At 64.7% G+C, this 19,165-nt stretch carries 14 protein-coding genes and 1 pseudogene; 12 read left to right on the forward strand and 3 right to left on the reverse strand.

All coding sequences use genetic code 11. From position 1 onward, the window contains the following. Positions 1-174 precede the first annotated feature (174 nt). Positions 175-2,745, reverse strand: a complete 2,571-nt coding sequence (locus ACNJX8_RS01820; protein ID WP_439359366.1) for an ABC transporter permease — start codon at positions 2,743-2,745, stop codon at positions 175-177. Further along, on the reverse strand, positions 2,742-3,464 hold the full coding sequence (locus ACNJX8_RS01825; protein WP_128930650.1) for an ABC transporter ATP-binding protein: 723 nt from the start codon (positions 3,462-3,464) through the stop codon (positions 2,742-2,744). Before ACNJX8_RS01825 ends, ACNJX8_RS01820 begins: the two co-directional genes overlap by 4 nt. Before the next feature lie 55 nt (positions 3,465-3,519). Here ACNJX8_RS01825 and ACNJX8_RS01830 point away from each other — a divergent pair, with 55 nt between their 5' ends. The 12 genes from ACNJX8_RS01830 to ACNJX8_RS01885 all read left to right on the forward strand — a co-directional run bounded on the left by ACNJX8_RS01830 (position 3,520) and on the right by ACNJX8_RS01885 (position 17,633). Continuing rightward, complete coding sequence (locus ACNJX8_RS01830; protein ID WP_439359367.1) at positions 3,520-4,155, forward strand: arylesterase; 636 nt, start codon at positions 3,520-3,522, stop codon at positions 4,153-4,155. Between the two features lie 175 nt (positions 4,156-4,330). Next, entirely contained in the window at positions 4,331-4,867 is a 537-nt protein-coding gene (gene thpR, locus ACNJX8_RS01835) for an RNA 2',3'-cyclic phosphodiesterase (RefSeq protein WP_091893084.1), read from the forward strand. Positions 4,868-5,039: 172 nt separating this feature from the next. Then, positions 5,040-6,224 carry a cell division protein ZapE gene (gene zapE, locus ACNJX8_RS01840; protein WP_249759051.1) on the forward strand — a complete coding sequence of 395 codons (1,185 nt, stop codon included), beginning with the start codon at positions 5,040-5,042 and terminating at the stop codon, positions 6,222-6,224. 250 nt (positions 6,225-6,474) lie between these two features. Continuing rightward, positions 6,475-7,443, forward strand: coding sequence for a malate dehydrogenase (gene mdh / locus ACNJX8_RS01845; protein WP_128930653.1), 969 nt, complete (start codon positions 6,475-6,477; stop codon positions 7,441-7,443). Between the two features lie 219 nt (positions 7,444-7,662). Beyond that, complete coding sequence (sucC, locus tag ACNJX8_RS01850; protein ID WP_439359368.1) at positions 7,663-8,859, forward strand: ADP-forming succinate--CoA ligase subunit beta; 1,197 nt, start codon at positions 7,663-7,665, stop codon at positions 8,857-8,859. Between the two features lie 4 nt (positions 8,860-8,863). Further along, positions 8,864-9,343 carry a DUF1579 family protein gene (locus ACNJX8_RS01855; protein WP_439359369.1) on the forward strand — a complete coding sequence of 160 codons (480 nt, stop codon included), beginning with the start codon at positions 8,864-8,866 and terminating at the stop codon, positions 9,341-9,343. A gap of 33 nt (positions 9,344-9,376) precedes the next feature. Then, on the forward strand, positions 9,377-10,261 hold the full coding sequence (sucD, locus tag ACNJX8_RS01860; protein WP_091893094.1) for a succinate--CoA ligase subunit alpha: 885 nt from the start codon (positions 9,377-9,379) through the stop codon (positions 10,259-10,261). Between the two features lie 136 nt (positions 10,262-10,397). Continuing rightward, positions 10,398-13,355: a 2-oxoglutarate dehydrogenase E1 component gene (locus ACNJX8_RS01865; RefSeq protein WP_128942444.1), complete on the forward strand. Its 2,958-nt coding sequence runs from the start codon at positions 10,398-10,400 to the stop codon at positions 13,353-13,355. Between the two features lie 200 nt (positions 13,356-13,555). Next, positions 13,556-14,797 (forward strand): 2-oxoglutarate dehydrogenase complex dihydrolipoyllysine-residue succinyltransferase, encoded by a 1,242-nt coding sequence (odhB, locus tag ACNJX8_RS01870; RefSeq protein WP_439359370.1) that lies wholly within the window; start codon positions 13,556-13,558, stop codon positions 14,795-14,797. A gap of 67 nt (positions 14,798-14,864) precedes the next feature. Continuing rightward, a complete protein-coding gene (locus ACNJX8_RS01875; protein WP_164939881.1) occupies positions 14,865-15,614 on the forward strand; it encodes an SDR family oxidoreductase in 750 nt (249 codons plus the stop codon). Positions 15,615-15,668: 54 nt separating this feature from the next. Continuing rightward, positions 15,669-17,069: a dihydrolipoyl dehydrogenase gene (lpdA, locus tag ACNJX8_RS01880; RefSeq protein WP_439359371.1), complete on the forward strand. Its 1,401-nt coding sequence runs from the start codon at positions 15,669-15,671 to the stop codon at positions 17,067-17,069. A gap of 33 nt (positions 17,070-17,102) precedes the next feature. Then, positions 17,103-17,633, forward strand: coding sequence for a hypothetical protein (locus ACNJX8_RS01885; protein WP_091893104.1), 531 nt, complete (start codon positions 17,103-17,105; stop codon positions 17,631-17,633). A 57-nt stretch (positions 17,634-17,690) separates the two neighbouring features. Here ACNJX8_RS01885 and ACNJX8_RS01890 read toward each other — a convergent pair. After that, positions 17,691-19,053, reverse strand: a pseudogene (locus tag ACNJX8_RS01890) (IS30 family transposase). Positions 19,054-19,165 lie beyond the last annotated feature (112 nt).

The raw sequence follows: 19,165 nt of genomic DNA on the forward strand, positions 1-19,165 counted from the left end.
TTTTGGCTCACAATCGGGGCTCCGAACCCACTCGATATGTGGGAAACTAACACATTCGCTGCAACCGTCCACGCGCGGCCGAATGTCGCCCTCGGCCACAATCCTGACGGGCGGACGTGGTTAATCGCAGGAATCGTGCGATTCCGCTCCCGCGCGCCCATCCGCTACCTTTTGTCACAAATTCCGCAACACCGTCGCGGGCTTTTTGTTCAACGCGAGCAGCGTGCCGGCGAGCCCGAGCCCCACAGTGACGACGAGCGCGGCCGCGACCACGCTGGCGGCGCTGCCGGCCTGCCAGACGAAACTCAGCGTCATCAGCCGCGTCACGATCATCCAGGCCGCGATGCTGCCGGCGATCACGCCGAACACTGCGGTGGCGAGCCCGATCAGGAGGTATTCGAGCGCATAGGCGCCGAGCAGCCGCAGCCGCGTCGCGCCCAGCGTCTTCAGGATCACCGCATCATAGACCCGGTGGCGATGGCCGGCGGCGAGCGCCCCGCCGAGCACCAGGATCGCCGAGATCAGGGTCACGACACTGGCGCCGCGGATCGCCAGCGCCAGGTTGGTCACCACCGAGCCGACCGTCTCCATCACCTCGCGCACGCGCACGCTCGTCACCATCGGATAGGCGTCGGCCACCTGCTTGATGATCTTGCCGTCGCCCGCAGCGTTGCTGCCGGCTTCGGTCAGCGTTGCGATATGGGTATGCGGTGCGCCCTTGAAGGCGTTCGGCGAGAACACGAGGACGAAATTGATGCCGAGCCCCTGCCAGTCGATGGTGCGCAGATTGCCGATTCTAGCCGCGATGTCACGGCCAAGCACGTTGACCACGATCTCGTCGCCGAGCTTGAGACCGAGTCCGTCGGCGATCTTCTTTTCGATCGAGACCAGCGGCGGGCCGGAATAGTCGGCGCTCCACCATTCGCCCTCGACCACCTTGGACCCCTTCGGCAGCTCGCCGGTATAGGTCAGGCCCCGGTCGCTTTGCAGCACCCATTCGGAATCGGTCGAGGGCTTGAGCTCCTCGGCGCGCAACCCGCGCGCGCCGACGATGCGGCCGCGTAGCATCGGCACATCCTCGACCTTGGCACCGGGGGCAATCTGCCGCAGATAGAGGTCGAACTGCTCGGCCTGCGCGCTCGGGATGTCGATGAAGAAAAACGATGGCGCCTGCTCAGGAAGCGCCGCCAGGAACTGCCGGCGCAGATTGCCGTCGATCTGGGTGATGGTGACGAGCACGGCAAGCCCGAGCCCCAGTGACAGCACGACGGACGGCGTCAGCGCGCCCGGCCGGTGGATGTTGGCGATCGCCAGCCGCAGCATCGGCAGCCGCGTCCGCGGCAGGTGCCGTGCGATGGCCATCAAGAGGGCGGCGATGCCGCGCAGCAGGCCGAACACCACGACGGAGGAGGCCACGAACACCGCGGCGATGCGCTTGTCGAATGAGAGCCCGATCACGACGGCGACGAGCAGGACGATCACGACGCCCATGAACACCAGGTAGCCCAGGCGCGGCCGGTGCCATTCGGAGCTGATGGTGTCGCGGAACAGCGCGGCCACCGGCACGTCGTGGACGCGGCCGAGCGGCCACAGGCCGAAGGCCAATGCGGTGAGGAGGCCATAGACGAAGGACAGCGCGAGCTCATCGGCATGCACGGCCGGCACCACCGGCAGCGGCAACAGCTTGCCGAACAGGCCGACGATGGCGAAGGGCATGGCGGCGCCAAGCGCAAGGCCGATCACCGAACCGATCGCCGCGAGCAGGATGACCTGCGCGAGATAGATGCCGAACACGTCGCGGCCGGTGGCACCGACGGCCTTGAAGGCCGCGATCACCTCGAGCCGGCGATCGATATGGCTCTTCACGGCATTGGCGACGCCGACGCCGCCGACCAGCAGCGCGGCGAGGCCGACCAGCGTCAGGAACTGGGTGAAACGGTGGATGTTGCGCTCGAGCTGCGGCGAGGCGTTGGAGCGGCTGCGGATCTCCCAGCCGGCCTGCGGCGCCGCGTTGCGCGCGTCAGCGATGAAAGTCTCGGTGGCGCGTTCGCTGTTGGCAGCGTCAGGCAGCTTCACCCGGTAGACCCAGCGCACCAGGCTGCCGGGCTGGATCAGGCCGGTGGCGCGCAGGCCCGCCTGGCTGATCAGGAAGCGCGGGCCGAAGCCGATGCCGCCGGCGAGCTTGTCGGGTTCGGCCTCGACGGTGCTGCGGATCTGGAAGGTCGCCGAGCCGATGGTGACGCGATCACCGGGCTTGAGCGAGAGCCGCGTCAGCAGCGTCGGATCGGCGGCCGCGCCGAACGCGCCGTCACGTTCGGCGAGCAGCTCAGTCATCGGTAGCGGCGGTGCCAGTGTCAGCTGGCCCAGCATCGGATAGCTGTCGTCGACCGCCTTCATCTCGACCAGCGCGAGCTTGCCATCAGTCGAGCGCGCCATGCCGCGCAGGGTCGCGGCGGTCGACACGGTGCCGCGCGAGCGCAGGAACGCGACCTCTTCCGGCTTGGCCTCGCGCTGGAACAGCACGAACGAGACGTCGCCGCCGAGTAGCGTACGGCCTTCGCGCGCAAGACCGTCGGAGAGGCTCGCCGAGACCGAGCCGACGCCGGCGATCGCCATCACGCCGAGCGCGATGCAGGCGATGAAGACGTAGAAGCCGCGCAGGCCTCCACGCAATTCGCGCAGCGCGTAGCGCAGTGACAGCGCGACGCCACTAGGCCTCGCGAACGATTCGGCAGCGGTGCTCATGCGGGCGCGGACTGCGTGTCGATGCGCCCGGAGCGCAGGCGGATGACGCGATCGCAGCGATGCGCGAGCGAGGAATCGTGCGTCACCAGCACCAAGGTCATGCCGCGCTCGGCATGCTTGCTGAACAGGAGATCGATGATCTGCTTTCCGGTGGCCTCATCGAGATTGCCGGTCGGCTCGTCGGCGACGAGGATCGCCGGATCGGGCGCCAGCGCGCGCGCCAGCGCAACGCGCTGCTGCTCGCCACCGGAGAGTTGCGTCGGATAGTGATGCAGGCGATCGCCGAGGCCGACCGATTGCAGCTCCTGCGCCGCGCGCCTGGCGGCATCCGGATTGCCGGCTAGCTCGAGCGGCACGGCGACGTTCTCAAGCGCCGTCATGGTCGGGATCAGATGGAAGGACTGGAAGACGATGCCGACCTGGCGGCCGCGGAAGCGGGCCAGCGCGTCCTCGTCGAGGGCATTGAAAGGGGTGCCGGACACCACCACCTCTCCGCTATCAGGACGCTCCAGCCCCGCCATCACCATCAGCAGCGTGGATTTGCCCGAGCCTGACGGGCCGATCAGGCCGATCGTCTCGCTCCGGCCCACGCGCAGGCTGATATCCTTGAGGATGTGAACGCGCGCCGCGCCCGTGCCCAATGAGAGATTGACGTTGGAGATGGCGATGGTGTCCGCCGCGGTGGCGGCGAGCGAAGAGGTTTCGATGCGACTGTCCATGGTCCGGTCATATGGCAACTCCGCTGGCGCGGTCGAGAGGCGTTACGGATTGTTCATGCACTTAGCCGTGTTGATGTTCGCTTTGATGACGGCCATCACGCCGGCCTCGGCACAGGGGCAGAAGCCGATCAAGCTTGTCGTTCTCGGCGATTCCCTGAGCGCCGGTCTCGGCCTGCCGGCCCAGGAAGCATTCCCCCAAAAACTTCAAAAAGCCTTGCAGGCCAAAGGCATAGCGGTCGACATGGTCAATGCCGGAGTGTCCGGCGACACGTCCTCCGGCGGTCGCGACCGGCTCGACTGGTCGGTGCCTGAAGGAACCGAGGCCGTCATCGTCGAGCTCGGCGCCAACGACGCGCTGCGCGGCATCGATCCCGATTTGACGCGCGCCGCGCTGAGCGACATCATCCAGCGGCTCAAGGCACGCAAGATCGCGGTGCTGCTGTGCGGCATGCTGGCGCCGCCGAATTACGGCGCCGATTACGCCGCGCGCTTCAATTCGATTTATCCGGAGCTGGCGAAAAAATTCGACGTGCCGCTCTATCCGTTCTTCCTCGACGCCGTCGCAGCCGACGCCAAGCTCAACCAGGCCGACGGCATTCATCCGACCGCGGCCGGCGTCGACATCATCGTCGAAAGGATGATGCCCACCGTGGAGGCATTCCTTGGCACGATCGCTGAGCAACGGCGTTGAAAAGCAGGCAGCGCTAAACGTAATTCCCAGGGTTTTACCGGGGTGAGGCGGGCTAAGCTTCGCAGAGTCACACAACTGCGATAGGAATCAGGGTACCGGTGATTCGTCGCCGGCTCTAATTTGGTTATGGTCCTGCTTCCCAGGGGCTGTACCCAAGCATCGGGAGTGCGAAACGATGCCGCGTTTGTTCACTGGTCTGGAAATTCCGGCCGAGATCGGCCAGTCGCTTTCCAACTTGAGGGGTGGCCTTCCCGGCGCCCGCTGGATCGATCCCGAAAATTATCACGTCACCCTGCGCTTCATCGGCGATATCGATGGTGTCTCCGCCAACGAGATCGCCTCGATGCTGTTTCGCGTCGACCGCAAGCCGTTCGAGGTGAAGGTGCAGGGCCTCACGAGTTTTGGCGGCCGCAAACCGCGGGCAGTCGTTGCGACGATCGCGCCGAGCAAGCCGCTGATGGAATTGCAGGCCGAGCTCGAACGCATGATGCAGCGGATCGGTCTCGACCCTGAAGGCCGCAAATTCATCCCGCATGTCACGCTGGCCCGGCTGCACGACGCATCCGATCGCGACGTCGCCGACTATCTCTCGCTGCGCGGCTACTTCCCGAGCAAGGCGTTCATGGCGGAGCGCTTTGTTCTGTTCTCGTCCCGCGCCTCCACCGGCGGCGGCCCGTATGTCGTCGAGGACGCTTACGAGCTGTGTGCGTAGCTCGCTCTCCTGCCCCGGCCGTAGAGCCGGGGCCCAGCGCTCAGCGATGAACGAAATTTGGCGATGAACGAAACGGTGGGTCCCGGATCAGCGCGTCCGGGACACGAATCCGCATACCCCGTCCACCAATTCACGGCTTGCAATTTCCGCCGGTCTCTGGCGGTAAGGGGCCATGCTCACGACCCCAAGTTCCCCGTTCAGCGAAGCCTATCAGGCCGAGATCGCGTCCGGCGCGATCGAGCCGGATGCCGCGCAGGCCGAAGTGGCCGAGGCCTATGCGGCGCTCGACCTGCGGCTCGCGACTTACAAGCCGCAGCGCAAGCAGGGCCTGCTCAGCCGCCTGTTCAGCAGTGACAAGGACGAGGCGCCGCGCGGGCTCTACATCCATGGCGAGGTCGGTCGCGGCAAGACCATGCTGATGGACCTGTTCTTCCAGTACAGTACCGTCGAGCACAAGCGCCGCGCGCATTTCCACGAGTTCATGGCGGAAGCGCATGAGCGCATCTACGACTATCGCCAGGGCATCGCGCGCGGCGAGATCGCCGACGGCGACGTCATCGCGCTGACCGCGAACGCGATCTTCGAGGAGAGCTGGCTGCTCTGCTTCGACGAATTCCATGTCACCGACATCGCGGACGCGATGATCCTCGGCCGTCTGTTCGCAAAGCTGTTCGAGCTCGGCACCGTCGTGGTCGCGACCTCCAACGTCGCACCCGACGATCTCTACAAGGGCGGCCTGAACCGGTCGCTGTTCCTGCCTTTCATCAAGCAGATCACCGACCACATGGATGTCGCGCGGCTCGATGCGCGCACCGACTTCCGCCTGGAGAAGCTTCAGGGCGTGCCGATGTGGCTGACGCCGGCGGACGTTGATGCGGACGCAGCGCTCGACCGCGCCTGGTCGAAGATGAGCGGCGGCGCCCGATGCAAGCCGCACGACATTTCGATCAAGGGACGCATCCTGCACGTGCCATGCTCGGCCCATGGCGTGGCGCGGTTCTCGTTCGCCGATCTCTGCGAGAAGCCGCTTGGGGCATCGGACTACCTCAGGCTCGCGCACGACTATCACACCATCCTGGTCGACCATATTCCAGTGATGGACTTCTCCCAGCGCAACGCCGCCAAGCGTTTCATCACGCTGATCGACACGCTCTATGACAATGCGGTGAAGCTGATGGCCTCGGCCGATGCCAATCCGATCTCGCTGTACCTCGCCACCGAAGGCAACGAGGCCAACGAGTTCAAGCGGACCGCCTCACGCCTGATCGAGATGAGCTCGGAATCCTATCTAGCGCTGCCTCACGGCCGCAAGGATTCCACCGCCAGCGGCTCGACCAAGGGCCTGGTAGAGACTTAAGTCCTATTTGCCAGCGCTGTCATTCCAGGGTGCGCCACGCGCGAGCCCGGAATCCATCGCATCACCAACTCTGCAGCTCAATGGATTCCAGGCCTGCGCCTGTCGGCGCATCCCGGAATGACGGACCGGGTATGGCTGCTATCGCGCCAAGCCCGACAATTGGGCATCCACCGACTTGAACGGGGGAGGCGAAAGGGATAACCACCCGTCTCAGTTTTCCCCTCCTTACGTGTCTAAAGGACAGGTTCACATGGCGCGCGACAAGATTGCTTTGATTGGCTCCGGCCAGATCGGCGGAACGCTGGCTCACCTCATCGGCCTGAAAGAATTGGGCGACGTCGTGATGTTCGACATCGCCGAGGGCGTGCCGCAGGGCAAGGCGCTCGACATCGCGCAGTCCTCGCCGGTCGACGGCTTTGACGCGCACTACAGCGGCGCGAACTCCTACGAAGCGCTCGACAACGCAAAAGTTTGCATCGTCACCGCCGGCGTGCCGCGCAAGCCCGGCATGAGCCGCGACGACCTCCTCTCCATCAACCTCAAGGTCATGGAGCAGGTCGGTGCCGGCATCAAGAAGTACGCTCCCGACGCTTTCGTCATCTGCATCACCAACCCGCTCGACGCGATGGTCTGGGCGCTGCAGAAGGCCTCGGGCCTGCCGCACAAGAAAGTCGTCGGCATGGCCGGCGTGCTGGATTCGGCGCGCTTCCGCTACTTCCTGGCCGATGAGTTCAACGTCTCGGTCGAGGACGTCACCGCCTTCGTGCTCGGCGGCCATGGCGACACCATGGTGCCGCTGGTGAAATACTCCACCGTCGCCGGCATCCCGCTGCCCGACCTCGTCAAGATGGGCTGGACCTCGCAGGCGCGTCTCGATGAGATCGTCGACCGCACCCGCAACGGCGGCGCCGAGATCGTCAACCTGCTCAAGACCGGCTCGGCGTTCTACGCGCCGGCGGCGTCCGCGATCGCGATGGCCGAGAGCTATCTGCGGGACAAGAAGCGCGTGCTGCCCTGCGCCGCCTACCTCAACGGCGAGTACAGCGTGAAGGACATGTATGTCGGCGTGCCCGTCGTGATCGGCGCCAAGGGCGTCGAGCGCGTGGTCGAGATCGAGCTCGCCGGCAAGGACCGCGAGGCCTTCGACAAGTCGGTCGGCGCCGTCCAGGGCCTGGTCGATGCCTGCAAGAAGATCGCCCCCGATCTTCTCGGTCGCTAAGCGCCAGCAATTCCCGCCGAAGCCCGAAAACCGGTCTTCGGCGGTTTCATTTCCGGAGCCCGGGTGTCCGGGCGGGCTCCGGGCCAGCCAGTGATCTCCCAGTTCAGAGATCTCGAAGTCAAAGAATCCGGGTTGCAGTTCCTGTGGTATATGGTATGCCAGCCACAAGACTGAGGTGGGCCCTTGAGGTCACCGCCCGCGGGTTCAGGGAGCGACCATATGAATATCCATGAGTACCAGGCCAAAGCGCTGCTGAGCGAGTTCGGCGTGCCGATTTCCAAGGGCGTGCCTGTCCTTAAGCCCGCTGACGCGGAAGCCGCCGCCAAGGCGCTGCCGGGCCCGGTCTGGGTGGTGAAGAGCCAGATCCACGCCGGCGGCCGCGGCAAGGGCAAGTTCAAGGAAGCCTCGGCCGGCGACAAGGGCGGCGTCCGCATCGCCAAGTCGGCCGCCGAGGTCTCCGAATTCGCCAAGCAGATGCTGGGCGCCACGCTCGTGACCGTGCAGACCGGTCCCGCTGGCAAGCAGGTCAACCGCGTCTACATCGAGGACGGCTCCGACATCGACAAGGAATTCTACCTCTCGATCCTGGTCGACCGCGAGACCTCGCGCGTCTCCTTCGTCGTCTCGACCGAGGGCGGCGTCAACATCGAGGAGGTCGCGCACAACATGCCTGAGAAGATCGTGACCTTCTCGGTCGATCCCGCGACCGGCGTCATGGGCCATCACGGCCGCACCGTTGCGAAGGCGCTGAACCTGTCAGGCGATCTCGCCAAGCAGGCCGAGAAGCTGACCGCGCAGCTCTACGCCGCCTTCGTCGCCAAGGACATGTCGATGCTGGAGATCAACCCGCTGGTCGTGACCAAGCAGGGCCAGCTCCGCGTGCTCGACGCCAAGGTCTCGTTCGACGACAACGCGCTGTTCCGGCACCCCGAGGTGCTCGCGCTGCGCGACGAGACCGAGGAAGACGCCAAGGAAATCGAGGCGTCGAAATACGATCTCAACTACGTCACGCTCGACGGCAATATTGGCTGCATGGTCAACGGCGCCGGTCTTGCCATGGCGACGATGGACATCATCAAGCTCTACGGCATGTCGCCGGCCAACTTCCTCGACGTCGGCGGCAGCGCCAGCAAGGAAAAGGTCGCTGCCGCCTTCAAGATCATCACCGCGGATCCCAACGTGAAGGGCATCCTGGTCAACATCTTCGGTGGCATCATGAAGTGCGACGTGATCGCCGAGGGCGTCACCGCCGCTGTGCGCGAGGTCGGCCTCAGCGTCCCGCTGGTGGTCCGCCTCGAAGGCACCAATGTCGAGCTCGGCAAGAAGATCATCCGTGAATCCGGCCTGAACGTGGTGCCGGCCGACAATCTCGACGACGCCGCGCAGAAGATCGTGAAGGCCGTCAAGGGAGGCTAAGGCCATGGCCCAGGACCATCTCGCCGCATCATCTCCGCTCCCCGAGCACACGCGCCTCGCCGCGTTCGCCGGCGAATGGAATGGCGAAGAGATGGTCTTTCCGTCGCGTTGGACGGAGGGCGGACCGGCCACCTCGCACGTCGTCGCGCGCATGGACCTCAACGGGTTCTATCTGATCCAGGACTCGGTCCAGATGCGCGACGGCAAGCAGATCTTCGCCACCCACGGCATCTTCACCTACGACCGCGACGATCGGACCTACAAATTGTTCTGGTACGACTCGCTCGGCTACACGCCGCCCTCGCCCGCTTCCGGCGGCTGGGTCGGCAAGACCCTGACGCTGGTGCGCGGCTCGCTCCGCGGCAATGCGCGCCACGTCTACGAGATCATCGACGACAATTCCTATTCGTTGAGGATCCAGTTCTCGCCGGACGCGGAAGGCTGGGCCGACGTGCTCACCGGCGTCTACCGCCGCATCCACTGACCTCTCACTCGTTAGTTCGCGAAAGCAGATCTCATGTCCATCCTGATCGACAAGAACACCAAGGTCATCTGCCAGGGCTTTACCGGCAAGAACGGCACCTTCCACTCGGAGGCCGCGCTTGCCTATGGCACCAAGATGGTCGGCGGCACCTCGCCCGGCAAAGGCGGCGCGACCCATCTGGGCCTGCCGGTGTTCGACACCGTGCGCGAGGCGCGTGAGAAGACCGGCGCCGATGCGTCGGTGATCTACGTGCCCCCGCCGGGTGCGGCGGACGCGATCTGCGAAGCCATCGATGCCGAGATCCCGCTGATCGTCTGCATCACCGAGGGCATTCCGGTCGTCGACATGGTGCGTGTGAAGCGCTCGCTGATCGGCTCCAAGTCGCGCCTGATCGGGCCGAACTGCCCGGGCGTCATGACCGCCGGCGAGTGCAAGATCGGCATCATGCCGGCCAACATCTTCAAGACCGGCAGCGTCGGCATCGTCTCCCGCTCCGGCACGCTGACCTATGAGGCCGTGTTCCAGACCTCCCAGGAAGGCCTCGGCCAGACCACTGCGGTCGGCATCGGCGGCGACCCGGTCAAGGGCACTGAGTTCATCGACGTGCTGGAGATGCTGCTCGCCGACCCCAAGACCGAATCGATCATCATGATCGGCGAGATCGGCGGTTCCGCCGAGGAAGACGCCGCCCAGTTCCTCAAGGACGAGGCCAAGCGCGGCCGTAAGAAGCCGATGGTCGGCTTCATCGCCGGTGTCACGGCACCCCCCGGCCGCCGTATGGGTCATGCCGGCGCGATCATCTCGGGTGGCAAGGGCGACGCCGGATCCAAGACGGAAGCGATGAAATCGGCCGGAATCACCGTCTCTCCGTCGCCCGCGCGCCTCGGACATACGCTTGCCGAAAAGTTGAAAGGTTAATTCACTTCTTCGTGCTTTTCCGGGCGAAGTTTCGCAGCAAATAGGGTAAAGGGTGCCTGTCGCGCCGAGCCTCTGCCGGGAGCTCGGCGCCAGCGCCGTTTGTTATGCGCGAACCGAAATCGCCAGGAACTCCAGTATGTCTCGCCAGGACGCGAACGCAGCCTTTGCCCTCTCATCCTTTTTGCAGGGCACCAACGCCACCTACATCGACGAAATCTACGCCCGCTACGAGAAGGATCCGTCCTCGGTCGACGCCGAGTGGCGGGAGTTCTTCAAGAGCCTCAACGACCAGCCCGCCGACGTCCGGAAGAACGCGGAAGGGCCGTCCTGGGAGCGCGACAACTGGCCGCTGACACCGCAGGACGACCTCACGTCGGCCCTCGACGGCAACTGGGCCGAGGTCGAGAAGGCGGTCGGTGCCAAGATCGCCGCCAAGGCGCAGGCCAAGGGTGCCGACATCTCCTCTGCCGACGTGCTTCAGGCCACGCGCGACTCGGTCCGCGCGCTGATGCTGATCCGCTCCTACCGCATGCGCGGCCATTTCCACGCCAAGCTCGATCCGCTCGGCATCGAAGCCCAGCGCAACCGCGAAGAGCTCGACCCGCGCACCTACGGCTTCAGCGAAGCCGATTTCGACCGCAAGATATTCCTCGATCACGTGCTCGGCCTCGAATACGGCACGCTGCGCGAGATCACCGCGATCTGCGAGCGCACCTACTGCCAGACGCTCGGCGTCGAGTTCATGCATATCAGCAATGCCGCGCAGAAGGCCTGGATCCAGGAGCGGATCGAGGGACCGGACAAGGAGATCTCGTTCACCCGCGAAGGCCGCCGCGCCATCCTGACGAAGCTGGTCGAAGCCGAGGGTTTCGAAAAGTTCTGCGACACCAAGTTCACCGGCACCAAGCGCTTCGGCCTCGATGGCGGTGAAGCGCTGATCCCCGCGCTCGAGCAGATCATCAAGCGCGGCGGCAATCTCGGCGTGAAGGAGATCGTGCTCGGCATGCCGCATCGCGGCCGCCTCAACGTGCTGACCCAGGTGTTGGGCAAGGCCCATCGCGCACTGTTCCACGAGTTCAAGGGCGGCTCGGCCAACCCCGACGCGGTCGAAGGCTCGGGCGACGTCAAGTACCACCTCGGCGCGTCCTCGGACCGCGAGTTCGACGGCAACCGCATCCATCTGTCGCTCACCGCCAACCCCTCGCATCTCGAGATCGTCGATCCCGTGGTGCTCGGCAAGGTCCGCGCCAAGCAGGACCAGCACGGCGATCCCCCGGACATGCGCATCTCGGTGATGCCGCTTTTGATGCACGGCGACGCCGCGTTCGCCGGCCAGGGCGTGGTCGCGGAGTGCTTCGGCCTGTCGGACCTGAAGGGCTACCGCACCGGCGGCTCCGTGCACTTCATCGTCAACAACCAGATCGGCTTCACCACCTATCCGCGTTACTCGCGCTCCTCGCCTTATCCGTCGGATGTGGCGAAGATGATCGACGCGCCGATCTTCCACGTGAACGGCGACGATCCGGAAGCCGTGGTGTTCGCGGCCAAGGTCGCGACCGAATTCCGGCAGAAGTTCCACAAGCCGGTCGTGATCGACATGTGGTGCTATCGGCGCTACGGCCACAATGAGGGCGATGAGCCGGGGTTCACCCAACCCGTGATGTACAAGCGGATCGCGGCCCATCCCTCGACCCTCACTCTCTACTCCAAGCGCCTGATTGCCGAAGGCGTGGTCACCGAGGGCGAGGTCGACAAGCTGAAGGCCGACTGGCGCGCGCGGCTCGATGCCGAGTTCGAGGCCGGCACCTCCTATAAGCCGAACAAGGCCGACTGGCTCGACGGCAAGTGGTCCGGCTTCAAGATCGCCGACCAGGAAGAGGATGCGCGGCGCGGGGTCACCGGCGTCGACATCGCCACGCTGAAAGACATCGGCCGCAAGATCACCAAGGTGCCGGACGGCTTCCGCGTTCACCGCACCATCCAGCGTTTCCTTGACAACCGCTCGAAGGCGATCGACAGCGGCAACGGCATCGACTGGGCGACCGGCGAGGCGCTGGCGTTCTGCTCGTTGCTCAACGAAAACCATCACGTCCGCCTGTCCGGACAGGATTCGGAGCGCGGCACCTTCTCGCAGCGCCACTCGGTCCTGATCGACCAGGAGGACGAGAGCCGCTACACGCCGTTCAACCATCTTGGCCACGAGCAGGGCCATTATGAGGTCATCAACTCGCTGCTGTCGGAAGAGGCCGTGCTCGGCTTCGAATACGGCTACTCGCTCGCCGAGCCGAACACGCTGACGCTGTGGGAAGCCCAGTTTGGCGACTTCGCCAACGGCGCGCAGGTCGTGTTCGACCAGTTCATCTCCTCGGGCGAGCGCAAATGGCTGCGCATGTCCGGCCTCGTCTGCCTGCTGCCGCACGGCTATGAGGGCCAGGGACCGGAGCACTCCTCGGCGCGTCTCGAGCGTTACTTGCAGATGTGCGCGGAAGACAACATGCAGGTGGTCTATCCGACCACGCCGGCGAACTACTTCCATGTGCTGCGGCGCCAACTCCACCGCGAGATCCGCAAGCCGCTGATCATGATGACGCCGAAGTCGCTGCTGCGTCACAAGCGGGCGGTGTCGCGTCTCGAAGAGCTCGCGAAGGGCACGACCTTCCACCGCATCCTCTATGATGACGCCCAGATGCAGCCGAACGAGGCGAGCAAGCTCGTCCCGGACGAGAAGATCCGCCGTATCGTGCTCTGCTCCGGCAAGGTCTATTACGACCTCTACGAGGAGCGCGAGAGGCGCGGCATCGACGACATCTATCTGATGCGCGTCGAGCAGCTCTATCCGGTGCCGCTGAAGGCGCTGGTGGTCGAGCTGTCACGCTTCAAGAAGGCGGAAGTGGTGTGGTGCCAGGAAGAGCCCCGCAACATGGGTGCCTGGCACTTCATCGAGCCCTATCTGGAATGGGTGCTGAACCAGGTGCACGGTGCGAGCCGGCGTCCGCGTTATGTCGGACGCGCCGCTTCCGCCGCGACCGCCACGGGCCTGATGTCCAAGCATCAGGCGCAGCTGAAGGCGTTCCTGGACGAAGCACTGAGCTAGACAATTTTAAACTGAGTCATGCCCCGCCTTGTGCGCAGTTGCGCAACTAGGGCGGGGCATCCAGTACTCTGCGGCGTTCGTTCTGATCACCAACGTCTCGGCGTACTGGATCGTTCGCCCCCGTGCGCAATTGCGCACAAGGCGGGCGATGACACCTGAGAATTCATGACCGCATTGGCGATCCCCTTAAGGAAAAGACCATGACTGAAATTCGAGTGCCGACGCTCGGCGAATCCGTCACCGAGGCCACCATCGGCCGTTGGTTCAAGAAGGCCGGTGATCCCGTCGCCGTCGACGAGCCCTTGGTGGAGCTCGAGACCGACAAGGTCACCATCGAAGTCCCGGCGCCCTCCGCTGGCACGCTGAGCGAGATCATCGCTGCTGATGGCGCGACGGTCGCGGTCGGTGCGCTGCTCGGCCAGATCACCGAAGGCGCAGGTGCTGCAAAGCCGGCCGCTGCTCCCGCCAAGGCTGCCGCTGCTCCGGCTCCCGCTGCAGCCGCTGCTGCACCGGCCCCGGCCGCGAAGGCGCCGCCGGCCGATGCGCCGCTGGCCCCGTCGGTGCGCAAGCTGTCGGCCGAGACCGGCATCGACGCCTCAACCGTTCCTGGTTCCGGCAAGGACGGCCGCGTCACCAAGGGCGACATGCTCGCCGCGATCGAGCGTGCGGCCTCCGCGCCGACCCCGGTCAACCAGCCCGCCGCCGCCGTTCAGGTCCGCGCGCCGTCGCCGGCCGATGACGCCGCCCGCGAAGAGCGCGTCAAGATGACCCGCCTGCGCCAGACCATCGCGCGCCGGCTCAAGGACGTGCAGAACACCGCGGCCATGCTCACGACCTTCAACGAGGTCGATATGACCAACGTCATGGCGCTGCGTGCCCACTACAAGGATGCGTTCGAGAAGAAGCATGGCGCCAAGCTCGGCTTCATGGGCTTCTTCACCAAGGCTGTCGTGCAGGCGCTGAAGGACATCCCGGCCGTCAACGCCGAGATCGACGGCAGCGACCTGATCTACAAGAACTATTACCACGTCGGCGTTGCTGTCGGCACCGACAAGGGCCTCGTCGTCCCCGTGGTGCGCGACTGCGACCACAAGTCGATCTCCGACATCGAGAAGAGCATCGCTGATTTCGGTCGCCGCGCCCGCGACGGCCAGCTCAAGATCGACGAGATGCAGGGCGGCACCTTCACCATCACCAATGGCGGCATCTACGGCTCGCTGATGTCGACCCCGATCCTGAACGCGCCGCAGTCCGGCATTTTGGGCATGCACAAGATCCAGGAGCGGCCGATGGTCGTCGGCGGCAAGATCGAGGTCCGCCCGATGATGTACCTGGCGCTGTCCTATGACCACCGCGTGATCGACGGCAAGGAAGCCGTCACCTTCCTGGTCCGCGTCAAGGAGAGCCTGGAAGATCCGGCACGTCTGGTGCTCGATCTCTGATCCCTGATGCTTTGCGAGCGCCGTCGCAACTAAACGCGACGGCGCATGTCGAACCATGGAGGCGCGCATGACGGATAAAGTCGTTGTCATCACCGGCGGCAGCCGCGGCATCGGACGGGCGACCGCGCTTGCGGCGGCCGCGCGCGGCTTCCGCGTCGTGGTCGGCTACGCCAGCAACAAGCAGGCTGCGGACGAAGTCGTGGCCGCGATCGAAGCCAAGAACGGCAAGGCCATTGCGGTGAAATGCGATGTCGCCGAGGAAAGCGACATCCTCGAGCTGTTCAAGCAAGCCGACAAGTTCGGCACGCTTGGCGCGCTCGTCAACAATGGCGGCATCGTCGGCAAGAGCGGCGTGCGCGTCGACGAGATGTCGGCCGAGCGCATCCAGCGGGTGATGGCCGTCAACGTCACCGGCTCCATCCTCTGCGCGCGCGAGGCGGTGAAGCGGATGTCGACCAAGCACGGCGGCAAAGGCGGCGTCATCGTCAACCTGTCGTCGGTGGCGGCCAAGCTCGGCTCACCGAATACCTATGTCGATTATGCGGCGTCCAAGGGCGCGATCGATTCCTTCACCGTCGGGCTCGGCTATGAGGTCGCGAGCGAAGGCATTCGCGTCGCGGCGATCCGCCCCGGCCTGATCGACACCGACATCCACGCCGCCGGCGGCGAGCCCGACCGCGCCCATCGTCTGGCCCATCTGGTGCCGATGAAGCGCGTCGGCACCGCCGACGAAATCGCCAACGCCATCGTCTGGCTGATCTCGGACGAGGCCTCCTACGTCACCTCAGCCATTCTCGATGTGTCCGGCGGACGCTGACGCGCCGCGCGGACGCTGACACATCCTCACGCTAAACCTACGGGACTTTCTCTCATGGCTACCTACGATCTCGTCGTCATCGGCACCGGACCGGGCGGATATGTCTGCGCGGTGCGCGCAGCCCAGCTTGGCATGAAAGTCGCCGTGGTCGAAAAGAACGCCACGCTCGGCGGCACCTGCCTCAATGTCGGCTGCATGCCGTCGAAGGCGCTGCTGCACGCCTCCGAAATGTTCGAGGAAGCCGGCCATTCCTTCGCGAAAATGGGCGTGAGCGTTTCCGCGCCGAAGCTCGATTTGCCCGCGATGATGAACTTCAAGCAGCAGGGCATCGACGGCAACGTCAAGGGCGTCGAGTTCCTGATGAAGAAGAACAAGATCGACGTGCTCAAGGGCACCGGCAAGATCTTGGGCACCGGCAAGGTCGAAGTCTCCGCCGACGGCAAGGCGCAGGTGATCGAGACCAAGAACATCGTGATCGCGACCGGCTCGGATATCGCACGTCTCAAGGGCATCGAGATCGACGAGAAGCGCATCGTCTCCTCGACCGGCGCGCTGTCGCTGGACAAGGTGCCCGGCCGATTGCTGGTCATTGGCGCGGGCGTGATCGGGCTCGAACTTGGCTCTGTGTGGCGCCGGCTCGGTTCCGAGGTCATGGTGGTCGAATTCCTCGATCGCATTCTGCCCGGCATGGACGGCGAGGTCGCACGGCAATTCCAGCGGATGCTCGAAAAGCAGGGATTTGCATTCAAGCTGGGTTCGAAGGTCACGGGCGTCGAAGCCAACAGCAAGGCATTGCTCGCGAAAATCGAACCGGCTACCGGCGGTGCTGCGGAGACTATTGAAGCCGACGTCGTGCTCGTCTGCATCGGCCGCACGCCCTACACCCATGGGCTCGGCCTGAAGGAAGCCGGCGTCGCGCTCGACGCGCGCGGCCGCGTCCAGATAGATCCGCATTTCGCTACCAGCCTGAAGGGCGTCTACGCCATCGGCGACGTCGTCGCAGGACCCATGCTCGCGCACAAGGCCGAGGACGAGGGCGTCGCGGTCGCCGAGATCATCGCCGGCCAAGCCGGCCACGTGAACTACGATGTCATCCCGGGCGTCGTGTATACCACGCCGGAAGTGTCCTCTGTCGGCAAGACAGAGGAGGAACTCAAGCAGGCCGGCGTCGCCTATACCGTCGGGAAGTTTCCCTTTACCGCCAATGGGCGCTCCAAGGTCAATCAGACCACCGACGGTTTTGTGAAGATTCTCGCAGATGCGAAGACCGATCGCGTGCTCGGCGTGCACATTGTCGGCCGCGAAGCCGGCGAAATGATCCATGAAGCCTGCGTTCTCATGGAATTTGGCGGCAGTGCGGAGGATCTCGCCCGCACCTGCCACGCGCACCCGACCCGCTCGGAAGCGGTCAAGGAAGCCGCGCTTGCAGTCGGCAAGCGGGCCATCCATATGTAGCCACGGCCCGAGCCGAATCGGGCGGGACAACACATGCTGCGCCGCCTTCTTCAACCGGTCTGGGTCCTGCTTGCGATCGTCTTCCTGATCGAAGCCTGGCTGTGGGACCATCTCGAGCCGATCGTTGCAAAAGTCGTCGCAGCCATCCCGCTTGCGCGCTTCAAGCAATGGCTGACGGAGCGCGTTGATGCGCTGTCGCCGGCCATGACGCTGATCGTGTTCGCGGTCCCCATCATCCCGCTGTTTCCGCTCAAGCTGGTCGGCCTGTGGCTGCTCGCGCACGAATACTGGACCAGCGCGGTATTCACCATCGTGTTCGCGAAGATGCTCGGCGTCGGCGTCACCGCCTTCGTGTTCGACGTCACGCGCGACAAGCTCCTGGAGATGCACTGGTTCGAGCGGATCTATGAGCTCGTCCTGAAAGTGCGCGCCAAGGCCGCCGAGCTGGTCGATCCGATCAAGCGCCGCATTCGCGAGCTGATCACCGGCAACGGCGAGGGGTGGTCGTCACGGACGCTGCGCCTGATCCAGCGTTTTCGCAAAAGCGTGCACGAAGCGCGGTAGTTGTTTGCCGCCTACGCGGTGTCGTCGCCCGGCTTGACCGGGCGTCTCAGGGCGGATTCAACCGCTCGTCGCAACACTCCGTGTATCGCTCACCCGTAACAATTGGTCGAGAGTTTCGGCGGGTGTTTTCCAGCCGAGCGTCTTTCTGGGCCTGGTATTGAGTGCGAGAGCCACGGCCTCGAGGTCCTCGGCATTGTGCATGCTGAGATCGGTCCCTTTTGGAAAGTACTGACGCAGCAACCCATTCGTGTTCTCGTTGGTGCCGCGCTGCCATGGGCTATGAGGGTCGCAGAAGTAGACCTGTACGCCTGCATCGATCCTCAGACGTGCATGCTGTGCCAGCTCGGCTCCTTGATCCCAAGTCAGTGACCGACGCAGTTGCTCTGGCATGGTGACGATTGCGCGGGTGATGGCATCGCGCACGGCCTCAGCCGCCATGTCCGGCGAGTGCTTTCTTCACCCCAGCTTCCTGTTCCTGGCCCGTCATGCGCGGTAGATGCAGCAGAATGGTAAAACGGGTCGTGCGCTCCACCAGAGTGCCGATCGCGGAGCTTCCAAGGCCCATAATGAGGTCACCTTCCCAGTGGCCCGGCACAGCTCGATCGGCGGCCTCCGCCGGACGCTGACTGATCATGATCTCGGAAGGAATAAAGCTTCGGCCTTTACGCGCGCGCGCCCTTGGCATCCGCAACGCCCGCCCGGTGCGCAAGCAGGCCGTCAGTTCGCGACGCAAAGCCCCTCGTCCCTGCACATAAAGCGCCTGATAGATCGCCTCGTGACTGATGCGCATCGTCTCATCCTCGGGGAAGTCGAGCCGAAGTCGCCGCGAAATCTGTTCCGGGCTCCATGCCGTCGCCCAGCGCCGGTTTTGCCGATGTACAGCCCGGCGCCCCTTCCACACCACCTTCGGGCCAGGGAGGGGCTTCCCGTCCGGCTTGGCGATCATACCGGCAAGCCGGTCTTGCACATAATCCCGCAGGGCCGGATTGATTGCCAACTTCGCCAATTTGGGTCGTCGGGCGGATCGATCAGCGCGCCATTGTGCCGTGGTCGCGCGGTACTCTGCAGCGCCGTGGCGACGCGCCACATTGCGTCGGAGCTCACGAGAGATCGTGCATGGCGGCCGATCGAGCTGGCGAGCTATGGCTCGCACCCCATGCCCCTGCGCGCGCAAGATGGCGATCTCCTCACGCTCGGCGAACGAGAGGTAGCGCCCTGATGAGGGTTTTGACGACCGCGACAAATGTGTTGGCGGCATACCGCCCGCCCTCCGGAACCAGCGCACTCCGACCGCCGGCGACACCCCGGCCTCAATCGAAGCATCCTCGCTCGATCGCCCCGAGGCAATCGCGACCCAGAACGGTCTGTAATGCTCTCGCAGGGCCTTCTGAGCACGACCCACCCGCACACAGCTCTCCATCGCAACCTCCTTGCTGGAGTGTTGCGACGAGCGGTTGAATCCGCCCAGTACTCCGAGACAGCGCGGCTAGTCTAGAACCGAGAAGCCGCGGCGTACTGGATGCCCCGCCTTC

Origin of the sequence: Bradyrhizobium sp. SPXBL-04, from assembly GCF_051853035.1 — a bacterium.
GTDB lineage: Bacteria > Pseudomonadota > Alphaproteobacteria > Rhizobiales > Xanthobacteraceae > Bradyrhizobium > Bradyrhizobium zhanjiangense.